The following is a 14074-nucleotide window of genomic DNA, read 5'->3' on the forward strand; positions in this document are numbered from 1 at the left end:
CCATAGGGACATATCTTAAAGAATGATTTTTATTTGCAAGAAGGGTCACATAAAAGTCATTAATTCTTACAGTATGAGTTATGGCAGAGACATTTCTAACTTTGAGAAAGTTAAACTGCCGTTTAATATTGGTTGAAGTATAAACCGCTAAGCTGCGGTCTTATTAGTGTTATCAAAAAATGAAGCACACAGTCAAAATACGGTAAGTAGTGAAATAAATATTTGAGTAAGCCATACTTTATGCAAATACTAGGCCGTTATTGGACTGGATTTGGATATACTAGGAATACTGAACCGTAATACGGTTATGCATTTTAATAGGAGTTTTTATGATCAAGCCATTAATCGCCGTTGCTATTGCTGCGGTTACTCTGACCGGTTGTGCTAACAACAACACCTTATCTGGTGACGTTTTTACCGCTTCACAAGCCAAGCAAGTACAAACAGTGACTTACGGTACCTTGCTTTCCGTGCGTCCGGTGACGATTCAAGGCGGCGATGACAACAATGTTATGGGCGCAATCGGTGGTGCTGTACTGGGTGGTTTCCTCGGGAATACTGTCGGTGGCGGCACAGGCCGTAGTCTGGCGACAGCAGCTGGTGCGGTTGCTGGTGGTATGGCAGGACAAGGTGTTCAAGGTGCGATGAACCGTACTGACGGCGTACAGCTTGAAGTACGTAAAGATGATGGCACCACTATTCTGGTTGTTCAGAAACAAGGCCCAACCCGCTTTAGCGTAGGACAGCGCGTGATGCTCGCCAGCAGTGGCAGTACAGTAACTGTTAGCCCGCGCTAATCGGGCCGCTGTATTCATTTTATGATATAGCCCGTAAAGCCAGAGATCACTGCGATCTCTGGCTTATTTTTACTGCTAAAAATTTTCTTTCTGCTGTGAATTAAGTCTTAAAAATTAATTTTACTTACTTTGTAATTGAATAATGTTTCTCTCAAGTTTGTCAATCAAACCAGATAACAATTCAATTTCATCTGGTGAAATTCCCCCAAGAATTTCTTTACGGGTGGAACATATGACTCCATCAACCTGCTCTATTATCGGTGAAGACTGTTCCGTCAGTTTTATCCTCTTTGCACGCCGATCATTTGCACAGGTATGGCGTGTGATTAGACCTTTCTCCTCCAGTTGATCTAAGGTTCTAACCAATGATGGTTGTTCGATACCAATCGCTTTTGCCAGTTGAATCTGGGATTGCTCAGGTGGTAAACGATTAATGTTATGCAAGGTAACCCAATGCGTTTGGGTCAGCTCCAACGGCTTCAACCGATGGTCTATTAGCGCGCGCCAAACGCGAACTAATCGTGCTAAATCAGATCCTAATGTCGATTCCAATTGCCCCTCCTTTTATTTAGCGTGCTAGCATAACTACCAGAGTCCAGTCTATTTTGGGTAATTAACATTAAAAACACAAATGTATATATACCGTCGATGCTAGGACAATAGCAATAAATACGGGGAATCCTTTAGCAAAAGTTATGTATTGACTAAAATTACCTCTTAAGGATTAACCTTATGTATGTATCTATGTTATCCACAAGTGCACCCCTATCAGACTTGGTTTTAGGTGCCTCAATCTATTTCCCGCCAATGTTTAAGGCGGTTATGCTAGGTTTAGTTTTATGGCTACTGATCCATCATATGTTGCGGAATTGGATCTACTCTGGTGATATCTGGCATCCAATATTAATGGATCTGTCCATTTTTGTCATTGCAGTCAGCGTTTCTTTATGGATATTAGCCGGTTGGTAAATTGATATGAATCATCAGTCTCTTAAATACTTCTCTTCTGTCATCGTATTCGCCTTTGCACTTTGTGCCGGTTGGTGGATGTGGAATTATTATATGCAATCCCCCTGGACTCGTGATGGCAAAGTCCGGGCGGAACTAGTCAGTATCACACCAGAAGTCTCTGGTCGATTGGTTAAAATATTAGTTCATGATAACCAGTTGGTAAGCACTGGAAGCTTATTATTTGTGATTGACCCACAGCCCTATCAATTAGCGTTGGATAATGCACAAGCTGCCGTAGTCCGGGCGCAGGCAGATCTGGCCAAAGCCAATCATGAAGCCGAACGTCGGCGGAACTTACCTAAAAATATCATTTCAGGCGAAGATCTCGACATTGCTAACCTAACCGCTGACAGCATGAAGGCCGCATATCAAGGCGCGCAGGCAAACCTTGAACAAGCGAAATGGAATCTGAGTAAAACGCGGGTTTATGCCCCCGCCAATGGCTATATCACCAACTTGCAAACCCGTGTTGGTGACTATGCAACCGTCGGCACTCCATTAGTCGCACTTATCGATACCGACTCATTCTACGTGATGGGATATTTCGAAGAAACTAAGCTCAGACACATTAGAGAAGGTAATGAAGCCAGGATTGTTTTGTATAATGGCAATGTTCCTTTACGCGGTGTAGTCGAAAGTATTGGGCGAGCCATTTATGATCAAAGCGTCGATACCAGCGGGAGTTTGTTGATTGATGTGAAACCGAATGTCCCTTGGGTTCGTCTGGCACAGCGGGTACCCGTCAGGATTAAGCTGCTGGATGTTCCGTCCGATGTCACCTTGATCGCCGGCACCACCTGCACCATTTCGCTGGCAGATTAAAAATGCGCTTCTCTTTTCCCTCGTGGCAGCACACTCCCTGGGGCAAGGCTAATGCAGGTCAGTGGCGTTATGCGTTGCGCAATTCGCTGGCAATGTGTTTATCCCTGTGGATTGCATTTGCACTGAATTTGGATGAGCCCTATTGGGCAATGACCTCTGCGGCGGTAGTCAGTTTTCCAACGGTTGGCGGTGTTATCAGCAAAAGTATTGGCCGGATTATTGGCAGCCTTATCGGTGCCGCCGCATCACTGATGATTGCAGGTCATTGTCTGAATGATCCTTGGTTGTTCACCTTTGTCATTGCCGCTTGGATTGGCCTGTGTACTTTTGTTTCCAATCACTATCAAAATAACGTTTCTTATGCTTTCGCTTTGGCGGGTTATACCACCGCGATCATTGCCTTTTCTACTGTCAATACTACTGACACACAACAAATCTTTGATATTGCCCAAGCCCGGGTTTGTGAGGTCATTACCGGTATTCTCTGTGGGGGTCTGATGATGATGCTGCTCCCCAGCACTTCAGACGGCGAAGCACTGTTGACGTCACTGCGCCGCATGCAATCACGGTTGTTAGAACATGCAGAATTATTATGGCAGACGGAGCTAACACCGCAGATTCGCGCCTCCCATGAGGGACTGATTGGCCAGATTCTTACCATGAATCTCCTGCGTATTCAGGCATTTTGGAGCCATTATCGTTTACGGCGACACAATAATGTCTTGAATTTCATTCTGCATCGCCAATTACGCATCACCAGCGTGATTACCAGTTTGCGTCGTATGTTGGTTAACTGGCCATCGCCGCCGGAGAATCTGCCCGCGGTTATCAATCAATTGCTAACCGCCTTACAACAACCTGACTGTGATAAATATCAGATAGCCAAGATCCTGCAACAAATTGCTCCCCATGATGAGTTTGATTATCGCCATCGGGCCTTCTGGTTACGCTTGCGGCATTTTTGCTGGTTATATTTGCAAGTTAATCGCTGGCTTGCTCAGTTGGATAAGGAACCGGAAAGCGGCATGTTGTTGCCACCGGCTGTAACCTCGTTGGCTCGCCACACCGACACCTATGAGGCCGCCTATAACGGCCTGAGAACCTTTGTTTGCATTGTTATCGGTTGTGCCTTCTGGATCAGTACACAATGGAGTTCTGGGGCTGCTGCGTTGTCATTGGCGGCGGTCAGTTGCGTGCTCTACTCTGCCACTCCGTCGCCAACTGACAGCATTGCCACACTCTTGAAAGCCATTATTCTGCTCTCCATTAGCTGTTTTATTCTGAAATTTGGCGTGATGGTGCAGATTGATGATTTTTGGCAATTTGCCGTGGTGCTATTTCCCATTTTAATCACCATGCAAATGATGAAACTCCAGCATCCAACTTATGCTTCGCTATGGGGGCAATTGATTGTTTTTATGGGATCATTTCTGAGCGTGACCAATCCCCCGAGCTATGATTATCAAGAGTTTCTCAATGATAACATTGGCAAATTAGTTGGCGTGATGTTAGCCGGTGTAGCCTTTCAGATACTTCGTCCAAGCTCTGATAAGCGCAAGAGTCGGCGTATTATTCGTATGCTGCGGCGTGATTTTATCGACCAACTCAGCGCTCACCCGCGGCAAAGCCAGAATCAATTTGAGTCATTGATATATCACCGCATCAATCAACTTAATCTTAGCAAAGATCAACCCGCGCGCCTGTGGTTACTACGGTGGGGGATGGTGCTACTCAATTGCAGTCATGTCGTGTGGCAGTTACGCGATTGGCAAACCACTTCTGCGCCGTTGTCTGCCGTGCGGGATGTGTGTATTCACTGTCTGAAAGGTTGTATGACCGAGAAAGGTATTCAACCGAGTTCACTACAAGCGACGTTGCAAGAATTGCAGCGTATGAGTGCTATTTTGGGACAATACCCGGATGCTACAGGCCGAGAACTGGCCGGGCTTATCTGGCGGCTGTATTGTTCGCTAACACAGTTGCAAATGGCGTTGCCGGGTGATGAAAGTAAGGTTGCGCCAGCCTGAGCCTCGCTGGCGCAAAAGACAAAATTAAGGCACGTCATAGCCCAGCGCAGCACGGCGGATACGGAACCACTGCTGGCGAGTCATGGTTAGGGAGAGCGAGGCCCAGGCAGTTTTAACCCGTGCTATCTTGCCGGAACCAATAATCGGTAAAGGTGCCGATGGCAAACGCAAAACCCAGGCATACACCACTTGCTCGATACTTTCAGCGCCAATCTCATCAGCTATTGTTTGTAACTCATTGCGTAATGTCTGAAATTCGGGGTCGCTAAACAAACGCCCGCCGCCCAAACAAGACCATGCCATTGGCTTAACACGCAACTGCTGGCAAGCATCCAATGTCCCATCCACAATTGCGGGCTGGTGCAACGGCGAAATCTCAACCTGATTAGTGACTAATGAGAATGGCAAGCGTGACTGCAATAAACTGAATTGCGCAGGCGAAAAGTTTGAAACACCAAAATGTTTCACCTTGCCGCTTTTGTGTAATTGAGTGAATGCTTCAGCAACTTCATCTGCATCCATCAATGGGTCAGGCCGATGGATGAGCAATAAATCAAGATAATCTGTGTGCAGATGAGTTAAGGATTGTTCCGTACTTTCAATAATATGGGAACGATCAGTAATATAATGCCCCAAAGTATGTTCTGGCTTGGCCGTGGTGGCAATACCACATTTACTGACTAACTCCAGTTGGCTGCGTAAGGAAGGCTTAAGGCGCAATGCCTCGCCAAATGCCTGTTCGCATTGATAGCCGCCATAAATATCAGCGTGATCAGCCGTAGTGATACCCAGCTCAATATGTTGCTCAATAAAGGCCAGTAACTGTTGCGGTGTCATCTCCCATTCCATCAGCCGCCAATAGCCGCAAATCATACGAGAAAACTCAGGCCCAAGCGGAGCCAGTTGGCTACGTGTATCCATTATTTACTACCTCATTTGTTTATCTGCCTTAAGCATACACAACAAGCAGAAAGGTGAAATCCTCCCTGAGTAATGAATTGGGGCTGAGCAGCGAAATCGCCATAATCGCTAAACATTAAAGCAAAACAATGTTGAATCAGAATAATGAAGGCTGTTCTGGTAGCGGATCATCCAGCTGTTTGTTGGCGCGCTGCAAGCGTAATAGACGCTGACGACACAACCGCAGGACATCCCGCTTTTGCGGGTCACTCATTTTCATCCAATTAAAGCGCTCATCTCGACTACGCATACACCCACGGCAAAAGCCACGATCATCTGTTTGGCAGATACCACGGCATGGACTCGGGATGTCAAAAAACTCAAGTTGCTGAGCCAAATTGCCTCTCCTGCTACTGACATACCTGAGGAACTTGAGGTTGCAGGTAGACAGCAAATGAATGAACCCCGATGAGTTTACTCAAGTAAGTGATTCGGGTGAGTGAATACAACTAACACCCCTGCGGCCCCGAGCACAAGAGGTATAGTTTAATTGAAGCCTGCTTCAGCGCGACTGGCAAGTTTCTATTGCTAATCACGCTACACGCTATGCCCTGACCGCTAAGGTTATCTTAAGTTTTACTCAGTAATATTTCGTTAATTGGTTAATATGTAGGGTTTGATTTTTACAATGAATGCTCGATATAAGTTACAGTGTAACGGATTGATGTTTATTTTAATCACTGCACTGTTTTTTACTCTCTTCCAGAATGCGTTGTTTATTCATAAAGCCTGGTCGTTAATTCACTTTGACAGCAGTGATAGTTATTTCTTTGCAGCAACTATTCCGCTGGTGATTTTCTGCGCCCTTAATATTATTTTTAGTCTTTTAGCCGTACCCGTACTGCGTAAACCAATCATTATTTTGTTTCTGCTGGGGAGTGCTGCGGCCAACTATTTTATGTTCAGTTATGGTGTAGTTATCGACGCCAATATGATGCAAAATGCGTTTGAGACCAACGCACTGGAAGCAACCGCCCTTTTCACGCCACGCATGGCTTTATGGTTGCTTATATTAGGTATTTTCCCCGCGATTATTATTTGCTTTGTACGTATCAGAGCAACACGCCCCTGGTGGTATATGCTGGGGTTAAGAGCCGCGAATATTCTGGCGTCAGTCGTCATTATCTTGCTCATCGCGGCATTATTTTATAAAGATTACGCTTCGCTTATCCGTAATAATAAAAGCATTGTTAAAATGCTTACACCGTCCAATTTTGTCAGTGGTAGTTTTCAATTCGCCAAACATAAATACTTCACCAGTAATATGTCATTAGTAACAATTGGGGAGGATGCGCATAAAGGCCTGTTAATCAGCGGACAACAAAAGAAAACACTGGTCATATTAGTCGTGGGCGAAACCGCTCGAGCAGAGAATTTCTCATTAGGTGGTTATGAGCGGGAAACCAATCCACGACTGAAAAAACAGGATATAACCTATTTCAAGAATGCATCATCCTGCGGGACTGAAACGGCGGTTTCCGTGCCTTGCATGTTCTCAAATATGCCGCGTAAAAATTATGATGCAACACTTGCCAGCCATCAGGAGGGCCTGATGGATATTCTTGCTCATGCCGGGTTGAATGTGTTGTGGCGCGAAAATGATGGTGGCTGCAAAGGTGCCTGCGATCGTATTCCTCATCAGGACGTGACTCAGTTGCAATTAACCACTGATTGCGAGAATGGCGTTTGCCTGGATAATGCCTTGCTCTACAAGTTAGATAATTATATCAATGGGCTACAAGGCGATGGTGTTATCGTATTACATCAAATGGGCAGTCATGGCCCAGCTTACTACCGCCGATCCACGCCAGAAATACGTCAGTTTGCTCCTACCTGTGATAGCAACCAAATTCAGGATTGTACACCACAGGAACTGGTCAATACCTATGACAATTCTATTCTTTATACTGATGCTATGCTCGATAACACCATCAAATTACTGCAACAGCATAATGATAGATTTAATACCGCACTGGTTTATCTCTCTGACCACGGAGAATCGTTAGGTGAAAATGGCATGTATTTACATGGCACGCCCTATATGTTCGCTCCCAACCAGCAGACACATATTCCTTTTTTGATGTGGTTGTCGCCTGAATACACCAAAAACTATGGCATTGATCGCCAGTGTTTGTCCGATAGCGCGCAACATAATGAAATTTCACAAGATAATCTCTTCCATACCCTTTTAGGGATGATGAATGTTCTCACTACTGAATATCAATCTGGAATGGATTTACTACAAAAATGTCGAAGTTAAGGTAAGCCAATAAAAAGTCATCATAAACAGTCGATAGACATTTATATTGATGCCAGCGCCTCTCCGCTGGCATTTTTTTCTTGACCTAGACCGATTGGTCTATTAGGCTTTCGAGCATGAACAAAATACAGCACGTACATGTAGACACCCGTGAACATCTGTTAGCAACCGGTGAGAGCCTAAGCCTACGCCTCGGTTTTAATGGCATGGGCCTCAGCCAGTTACTCACGACTGCCGGTATCCCTAAGGGGTCGTTTTATCACTATTTCCGCTCGAAGGAAGTCTTTGGTGAGGCGATGCTACAGCGCTATTTTGATCGCTATGATGCAGAGATGGCAACTCTGTTAACCGGCTCGCAAGGTGATAAGCGCCATCATCTGTTGCACTATTTTGCTCAAGCGATTGCTAACTATTGTGGCAGTGAATGCCACAATGCTTGTCTGGCGGTTAAACTATCAGCTGAAGTGAGTGATTTATCCGAACCTATGCGTCATGCGTTAGATATCGGCACTGCTCGCGTCATTGGTCGTTTGCAAGATGCCATCGAAGCCGGCATAGAAGAAGGCTCTTTGAGTATTAAGCTTTCCTCTGTGGCAACCGCAGAAACGCTCTATGCCCTGTGGTTAGGCGCTTCGTTACGAGCGAAGGTGAAACGATCAGTTGCGCCGCTGACTTGTGCGCTAGAAAGTATCGAACTGATTTTACAACCAGCCCAATAACCCTGAATTTTATTTTCAGGGTTTATCCAGTCTCTAGTCGACTGGTCTATTAATATAGGATGCACCATGAAGACTGCTAAACTGTTCTCCCCTTTGAAGGTTGGCGCGCTCACTTTGCCAAACCGTGTATTTATGGCTCCACTGACGCGTTTGCGTAGTATTGAGCCTGGTGATATTCCTACTCCTTTAATGGCTGAATATTATCGTCAACGCGCCAGTGCAGGTTTGATTATCACAGAAGCGACACAGATTTCTTTCCAGGCGAAAGGCTATGCTGGAGCTCCGGGGTTGCACACTCAAGAGCAGTTAAACGCCTGGAAAAAAATCACGCAAGCTGTGCATGATGACGGTGGTCATATTGCCGTGCAACTGTGGCATGTGGGCCGTATTTCACACAACAGTTTACAGCCCGGCCAACAAGCACCTGTTGCGCCATCTGCCATTGCCGCAGATACCCGTACCACCGTTCGTGATGAAACAGGTGCATGGGTTCGTGTTCCCTGCTCTACTCCACGCGCGCTGGAGACAGAAGAGATCCCAGGCATCATTAATGATTTCCGCCAGGCGACAGCCAATGCTCGTGAGGCTGGGTTTGACTATATTGAATTACATGCTGCTCACGGCTATTTATTACATCAATTTATGTCTCCGGCATCAAACCAACGTACCGACCAATACGGTGGCAGCATTGAAAACCGAACTCGCCTGACCTTAGAAGTGGTTGATGCCACGGTAGCTGAATGGGGCGCTGAGCATATTGGTATCCGTATTTCACCTCTGGGCCCGTTCAATGGTTTGGATAATGGTGAAGATCAGGAAGAAGCGGCGCTGTATCTGGTTGAAGAGTTAAACAAACGCCATATCGCTTATCTGCATATTTCCGAGCCAGACTGGGCCGGCGGTAAGCCTTATTCAGATGCATTCCGCGATGCTGTACGTGCCCGCTTTAACGGGGTGATTATTGGTGCAGGTGCTTATACCGCAGAAAAAGCCGAAAACCTGATTGAGAAAGGATTTATCGATGCCGTTGCCTTTGGCCGCAGCTATATTTCCAACCCAGATCTGGTTGAACGGTTGCAGCAAAATGCACCACTGAATGAGCCTGACGGTGAAACCTTCTACGGCGGTGGTGCTAAGGGCTATACCGACTATCCAACCCTGTAAATCCTACTTAGTTGTGAATCATGTCATGTGATCGCGGTCAGGCAATATGCCTGGCCGTTATCATTCGTAGTCTATTCATTTTCTGTAACCCATTGAACTGGTTTAATTACCAAGGCTATACTTAAACTTGGTTTCATTCACTATTGCCTACCATCCAGGCAATACATCAATAGAGGGTATTATGCGCCTACTCCATACCATGATCCGCGTCGGTGATCTGCAACGTTCCATCGATTTCTACACCAAGGTATTAGGGATGCGTTTGCTGCGGACCAGTGAAAATACCGAATATAAATACTCACTGGCATTCGTTGGTTACAGCGATGAGAGTGAAGGTTCAGTGATCGAGTTGACCTATAACTGGGACGTAGACAGCTACGAAATGGGAACGGCATTCGGTCATTTGGCTTTGGGTGTAGATGATGTTGCTGCTACCTGCGACCAAATTCGTGATGCCGGGGGCAAAGTGACCCGTGAAGCAGGCCCGGTGAAGGGCGGTAACACTGTTATTGCTTTTGTCGAAGATCCAGACGGTTACAAAATAGAGCTAATCGAGAATAAAAGTGCCGGGCACGGCCTCGGAAACTGATTAGCAAGAAGGCACCTGCGAGGTGCCTTTTTTCTCATCGCGATATCCCCCTGCATCCCACGCCAAAATTTGACATAATGCGTGCTGAATTCGATGAAGATAAGAAACTGATGGCAGATAAAAGTGACCTTAACGCCCTGAGTGGCCGTTTTCGTGGGTATTATCCCGTAGTAATTGATGTAGAAACCGCCGGTTTTAATGCTCAAACTGACGCATTATTAGAGATTGCTGCCGTCACCTTGCAAATGAACAAGGATGGTTGGCTGCTGCCTGATGAAACGCTACATTTCCATGTAGATCCGTTCGAAGGTGCCAATCTGGAACCCGAAGCGCTGGCATTTAATGGAATAGACCCCACGAATCCATTACGTGGCGCAGTGAGTGAGCATGATGCATTACATGCTATTTTCAAAGCCGTACGCAAAGGGCTCAAAGAACAAGGGTGTAACCGCGCCATTATCGTCGCGCATAATGCTCATTTTGATCACAGCTTTGTGATGGCCGCAGCAGAACGCGCCAGCTTGAAGCGTAATCCGTTCCATCCCTTTGCCACTTTCGACACCGCTGCGCTTAGTGGGCTGGTTCTCGGGCAAACCGTATTGGCAAAAGCTTGCCTGACGGCCGGTATTCCATTTGATAGCAGCCAGGCTCACTCTGCTTTGTACGATACAATGCAAACGGCGAAATTATTCTGTGAGTTGGTCAATCGTTGGAAGAAATTGGGTGGCTGGCCGGTACCAGCGGGTGAATCTGAGTAACCTAACTCAAGTCAATAATTGCAAATTCACTATTAAAAAAGGTGGCCTGAGAGCCACCTTTTTGTTTATTACCTAAGCTGGCAGTTCATTACTCTGCTGCAGGCTTTTCTTCTTCAGTACGGTATTTATCTGCGGTCTCTTTCAATAATTGTTGCAGTTCGCCACGCTGATACATTTCCATCAGGATGTCGCAACCACCCACTAACTCGCCGTCAACCCACAGTTGTGGGAAAGTTGGCCAGTTAGCGTATTTTGGCAGCTCAGCACGGATATCAGGATTCTGCAAAATATCAACGTAAGCAAAGCGCTCGCCACAAGCAGATAGCGCCTGTACGGCCTGAGCAGAGAAACCGCAGTTTGGCAGCTTTGGTGAGCCCTTCATGTAAAGCAGGATTGGGTTTTCTGCTATCTGGCGCTGAATTTTATCAATCGTCGTCATTTCTTGCTTCCTCAAGCCATTTAGTGGCTACAATACTTAGAACCTATCCATTAGGGCTATTTTATTATTGCGTCCAGCCTATTGTAGCGACTGTCACCACTGGAATAAAACGCCATCTTTTGCAGGGGTTTTACTCGGTGAGTTGTGGGTTATATTATCAGCTACAAATATGTGCATTTAGAATAACATTTTTGATCCCTTACCTTCATTATTATCTTCACTGAGAGATGCCAGAAATTCGGGTCGACTAACTCGTTGACGTATGGTTGATTTAAGTCCATTAGCCGTGTGAAAAAACAACAATTGCGACGCCATTAACGTTTTCTCACAATATCGACTAAAATCCTGTAGCTCTCTGCTTTTTTATATCCGGAGTTTCGGCAATACTGTGACTCTTCGTATTCATTTCAGGGCCAAGGTTGGTAGCGTTATTATGCGTTTAATACTTACGCTGTTTGTGCTGCTGTTTACCCAGCTATTTCTAAACCTCGCACATGCGTCGCCGCAGGCTCACGTCTCGGCTGAGCAAAAAAAAGGCCAAGTCAGCCAGGCCAGTCCTGATGACCGTAAAAAGCGTAAAGCTGATAAAAGTACTAAAAAATCCAAAATTGATAGCAATAAAACTAATAATAAAAATGTGACAAATAAAATAGCGACCAACAACGATAAAAAGAAAACGGCAGCTACCGCCAGCAAAACCATTAAGAAAAAGGTACAGGAAGTCAGTAGACCTACTAGCAAAAAAATCACTAGTAGCAAAAACGCGAATATTAAAACTGCTAGCAATAAAAAAGCGACAGTTAAAAAAACCGAAAAAGTAGCTTATGGCCGTCATCGCAATAAAGCCCAAGGTAAAGCCGCAACCGAATTAGTAGCAAACAGTAAAATAAAACTCAGTCCTGCGCACAAAAAACGCTACCAGCATGCTAAGCAGACCGCAATGAGCAAACTGATGAAGCAAGTGGGAAAACCTTATCGCTGGGGTGGCACCTCCCCTAATACTGGTTTTGATTGCAGCGGGCTTATTTACTACGCCTATAAAGATGTCATCAGAATAAAAATGCCACGCACAGCTAATGAAATGTATCATTTGCGTGATGCGGCACCGGTTAAGCGCGCTGAATTAGAAAGTGGTGATTTAGTTTTCTTCAATATTGCTAATCGCGGTGTTGCTGATCATGTCGGCGTTTATTTGGGCAACGGTAAATTTATTCAGTCACCACGCACCGGTGAAGAAATTCGTATCAGCATGCTAGATAACGACTACTGGCAAGATCATTATGTCGGTGCGCGTCGTGTTGTGACGCCGAAAACTATCCGCTAAGCCAAACCTCGCACCCGGTAGCCCTATCGGGTGCTTATAGAGCAGCCAAACTCCAAACAGCCAATATCCCATCAAATGGTGTGGTTATACCTGTCATTCCTGTTAAAAGTTGTTAAGATTAATACCCATAATAAAACTACAACAATTATGATTTTAACCGCTCCTCACCACATCTTAGTGAGCTAACGTTCGGATTTGAAGAGCAAACACCCTGAGCAACCCCGAAAGGAGAGAGCTATGTCTTTTGAATTACCGGCATTACCTTATGCACAAAATGCACTGGAACCCCACATTTCTGCTGAAACGCTTGAATACCATTACGGCAAGCACCACAACACCTATGTAGTAAATCTCAATAACCTGATCAAGGATACTGAGTTTGCAGGTAAATCCTTGGAAGAGATTGTCAAAACCTCCAGTGGCGGTATTTTTAACAATGCAGCTCAAGTCTGGAACCACACCTTTTACTGGCACTGTTTGTCACCTAATGGCGGTGGCGAACCCACCGGAAAAGTCGCCGATGCCATTAATCGATCTTTTGGATCTTTTGCTGAATTTAAAGAGCAATTTACTGATGCAGCGGTGAAAAACTTTGGTGCGGGCTGGACTTGGCTGGTCAAGAAAGCGGATGGCACGTTAGCTATTGTCAGCACATCAAATGCGGCAACACCGCTGACGACAACTGATAAGCCATTGTTAACCGTAGATGTGTGGGAGCACGCTTACTATATTGATTATCGTAATGCGCGACCAAAATATCTGGAGAATTTCTGGGCATTGGTGAATTGGTCTTTTGTTGAGAAAAACTTAGCCTGAAAAGACGAGAAGCAAAAGACGCCGTGTAATCACATTACCAGCAGAAATAATTAAGGGCGGGTTAACCGCCCTACTTATCACTTCACACCGGCACGCGGCTTAATTAATTCATGACCGCTACGAAGCTAAAGGCAATAATCATCGCCAGCGCACCAACAGTCGTAATCAGCGACATTTTCAAATTGGTATCCATAAGAACTCCTCAGTCGGTTAATTTTTATACTCGTTATACTTCAAGTCGCATGTGCGTCGGCTAGGTTCACTCACTCGAATTATTTAAAGTATAGTAAGGTAAAGGCACATAGTTAGTGCGTTAAATTATTTTCCCACAGTTAAGAAAAAAAATCTTGTCCTCATTACGCACTTTATAACATTGATTACCTCTTCC

The 14074-nt window shown here is 45.4% G+C and carries 16 protein-coding genes; 11 read left to right on the forward strand and 5 right to left on the reverse strand.

Annotated features, from left to right (window positions below):
• The first annotated feature begins 329 nt into the window (after nt 1-329).
• The gene (locus tag ACF3VQ_RS10690) at nt 330-797 is read left to right on the forward strand and encodes a glycine zipper 2TM domain-containing protein (protein ID WP_392435349.1); all 468 of its coding nucleotides are present in this window, start codon (nt 330-332) and stop codon (nt 795-797) included.
• Nucleotides 798-917: 120 nt separating this feature from the next.
• Here ACF3VQ_RS10690 and rovA read toward each other — a convergent pair whose 3' ends face one another.
• Nucleotides 918-1349, reverse strand: coding sequence for a virulence master transcriptional regulator RovA (rovA, locus tag ACF3VQ_RS10695; protein ID WP_004706617.1), 432 nt, complete (start codon nt 1347-1349; stop codon nt 918-920).
• A gap of 180 nt (nt 1350-1529) precedes the next feature.
• Here rovA and ACF3VQ_RS10700 point away from each other — a divergent pair, with 180 nt between their 5' ends.
• From ACF3VQ_RS10700 to ACF3VQ_RS10710, 3 genes are read left to right on the forward strand one after another with little or no spacing between them, the layout of a single operon-like run.
• Nucleotides 1530-1766, forward strand: coding sequence for a DUF1656 domain-containing protein (locus ACF3VQ_RS10700; protein WP_392435352.1), 237 nt, complete (start codon nt 1530-1532; stop codon nt 1764-1766).
• A 6-nt stretch (nt 1767-1772) separates the two neighbouring features.
• Nucleotides 1773-2630 (forward strand): efflux RND transporter periplasmic adaptor subunit, encoded by an 858-nt coding sequence (locus ACF3VQ_RS10705; RefSeq protein ID WP_392435354.1) that lies wholly within the window; start codon nt 1773-1775, stop codon nt 2628-2630.
• 2 nt (nt 2631-2632) lie between these two features.
• The gene (locus ACF3VQ_RS10710) at nt 2633-4657 is read left to right on the forward strand and encodes an FUSC family protein (RefSeq protein ID WP_392435356.1); all 2025 of its coding nucleotides are present in this window, start codon (nt 2633-2635) and stop codon (nt 4655-4657) included.
• Nucleotides 4658-4681: 24 nt separating this feature from the next.
• Here ACF3VQ_RS10710 and ACF3VQ_RS10715 read toward each other — a convergent pair whose 3' ends face one another.
• Together ACF3VQ_RS10715 and ACF3VQ_RS10720 are read right to left on the reverse strand one after the other, a co-directional pair.
• Complete coding sequence (locus ACF3VQ_RS10715) at nt 4682-5578, reverse strand: aldo/keto reductase family oxidoreductase (RefSeq protein WP_392435358.1); 897 nt, start codon at nt 5576-5578, stop codon at nt 4682-4684.
• A gap of 136 nt (nt 5579-5714) precedes the next feature.
• Entirely contained in the window at nt 5715-5954 is a 240-nt protein-coding gene (locus ACF3VQ_RS10720; protein WP_005165934.1) for a DUF1289 domain-containing protein, read from the reverse strand.
• A 291-nt stretch (nt 5955-6245) separates the two neighbouring features.
• Here ACF3VQ_RS10720 and eptA point away from each other — a divergent pair, with 291 nt between their 5' ends.
• The 5 genes from eptA to rnt all read left to right on the forward strand — a co-directional run bounded on the left by eptA (nt 6246) and on the right by rnt (nt 11107).
• Nucleotides 6246-7877, forward strand: a complete 1632-nt coding sequence (gene eptA, locus ACF3VQ_RS10725; RefSeq protein ID WP_392435360.1) for a phosphoethanolamine transferase EptA — start codon at nt 6246-6248, stop codon at nt 7875-7877.
• Nucleotides 7878-7993: 116 nt separating this feature from the next.
• Nucleotides 7994-8596: a TetR/AcrR family transcriptional regulator gene (locus ACF3VQ_RS10730; RefSeq protein ID WP_392435362.1), complete on the forward strand. Its 603-nt coding sequence runs from the start codon at nt 7994-7996 to the stop codon at nt 8594-8596.
• 66 nt (nt 8597-8662) lie between these two features.
• Nucleotides 8663-9760 carry an alkene reductase gene (locus ACF3VQ_RS10735; RefSeq protein WP_392435364.1) on the forward strand — a complete coding sequence of 366 codons (1098 nt, stop codon included), beginning with the start codon at nt 8663-8665 and terminating at the stop codon, nt 9758-9760.
• Between the two features lie 181 nt (nt 9761-9941).
• Nucleotides 9942-10349 carry a lactoylglutathione lyase gene (gene gloA / locus ACF3VQ_RS10740; RefSeq protein ID WP_392435366.1) on the forward strand — a complete coding sequence of 136 codons (408 nt, stop codon included), beginning with the start codon at nt 9942-9944 and terminating at the stop codon, nt 10347-10349.
• A 110-nt stretch (nt 10350-10459) separates the two neighbouring features.
• Nucleotides 10460-11107 carry a ribonuclease T gene (gene rnt, locus ACF3VQ_RS10745; protein WP_005169454.1) on the forward strand — a complete coding sequence of 216 codons (648 nt, stop codon included), beginning with the start codon at nt 10460-10462 and terminating at the stop codon, nt 11105-11107.
• An 88-nt stretch (nt 11108-11195) separates the two neighbouring features.
• On the opposite strand, the gene ACF3VQ_RS10750 is transcribed toward rnt, so the two are convergent.
• Nucleotides 11196-11546, reverse strand: coding sequence for a Grx4 family monothiol glutaredoxin (locus tag ACF3VQ_RS10750; RefSeq protein WP_004390185.1), 351 nt, complete (start codon nt 11544-11546; stop codon nt 11196-11198).
• 433 nt (nt 11547-11979) lie between these two features.
• Between ACF3VQ_RS10750 and ACF3VQ_RS10755 the strand changes: the two genes are divergently transcribed.
• Together ACF3VQ_RS10755 and sodB are read left to right on the forward strand one after the other, a co-directional pair.
• Nucleotides 11980-12870: a C40 family peptidase gene (locus tag ACF3VQ_RS10755; RefSeq protein WP_392435368.1), complete on the forward strand. Its 891-nt coding sequence runs from the start codon at nt 11980-11982 to the stop codon at nt 12868-12870.
• 237 nt (nt 12871-13107) lie between these two features.
• On the forward strand, nt 13108-13686 hold the full coding sequence (gene sodB / locus ACF3VQ_RS10760; RefSeq protein WP_392435370.1) for a superoxide dismutase [Fe]: 579 nt from the start codon (nt 13108-13110) through the stop codon (nt 13684-13686).
• 103 nt (nt 13687-13789) lie between these two features.
• On the opposite strand, the gene ACF3VQ_RS10765 is transcribed toward sodB, so the two are convergent.
• Nucleotides 13790-13879, reverse strand: coding sequence for a YnhF family membrane protein (locus ACF3VQ_RS10765; RefSeq protein WP_016266160.1), 90 nt, complete (start codon nt 13877-13879; stop codon nt 13790-13792).
• Nucleotides 13880-14074: the final 195 nt, after the last annotated feature.

This window comes from Yersinia fenwicki (assembly GCF_043099325.1).
Lineage (GTDB): Bacteria > Pseudomonadota > Gammaproteobacteria > Enterobacterales > Enterobacteriaceae > Yersinia.

Coding starts and splice junctions, on each gene's coding strand:
- ACF3VQ_RS10705 (WP_392435354.1), top strand. CDS start 1,773: ATGAATCATCAGTCTCTTAAATACTTCTCTTCTGTCATCGTATTCGCC.
- eptA (WP_392435360.1), top strand. CDS start 6,246: ATGAATGCTCGATATAAGTTACAGTGTAACGGATTGATGTTTATTTTA.
- ACF3VQ_RS10765 (WP_016266160.1), bottom strand. CDS start 13,879: ATGGATACCAATTTGAAAATGTCGCTGATTACGACTGTTGGTGCGCTG.
- ACF3VQ_RS10715 (WP_392435358.1), bottom strand. CDS start 5,578: ATGGATACACGTAGCCAACTGGCTCCGCTTGGGCCTGAGTTTTCTCGT.
- ACF3VQ_RS10750 (WP_004390185.1), bottom strand. CDS start 11,546: ATGACGACGATTGATAAAATTCAGCGCCAGATAGCAGAAAACCCAATC.
- ACF3VQ_RS10730 (WP_392435362.1), top strand. CDS start 7,994: ATGAACAAAATACAGCACGTACATGTAGACACCCGTGAACATCTGTTA.
- ACF3VQ_RS10735 (WP_392435364.1), top strand. CDS start 8,663: ATGAAGACTGCTAAACTGTTCTCCCCTTTGAAGGTTGGCGCGCTCACT.
- ACF3VQ_RS10755 (WP_392435368.1), top strand. CDS start 11,980: ATGCGTTTAATACTTACGCTGTTTGTGCTGCTGTTTACCCAGCTATTT.
- ACF3VQ_RS10710 (WP_392435356.1), top strand. CDS start 2,633: ATGCGCTTCTCTTTTCCCTCGTGGCAGCACACTCCCTGGGGCAAGGCT.
- rnt (WP_005169454.1), top strand. CDS start 10,460: ATGGCAGATAAAAGTGACCTTAACGCCCTGAGTGGCCGTTTTCGTGGG.
- sodB (WP_392435370.1), top strand. CDS start 13,108: ATGTCTTTTGAATTACCGGCATTACCTTATGCACAAAATGCACTGGAA.
- ACF3VQ_RS10700 (WP_392435352.1), top strand. CDS start 1,530: ATGTATGTATCTATGTTATCCACAAGTGCACCCCTATCAGACTTGGTT.
- ACF3VQ_RS10690 (WP_392435349.1), top strand. CDS start 330: ATGATCAAGCCATTAATCGCCGTTGCTATTGCTGCGGTTACTCTGACC.
- gloA (WP_392435366.1), top strand. CDS start 9,942: ATGCGCCTACTCCATACCATGATCCGCGTCGGTGATCTGCAACGTTCC.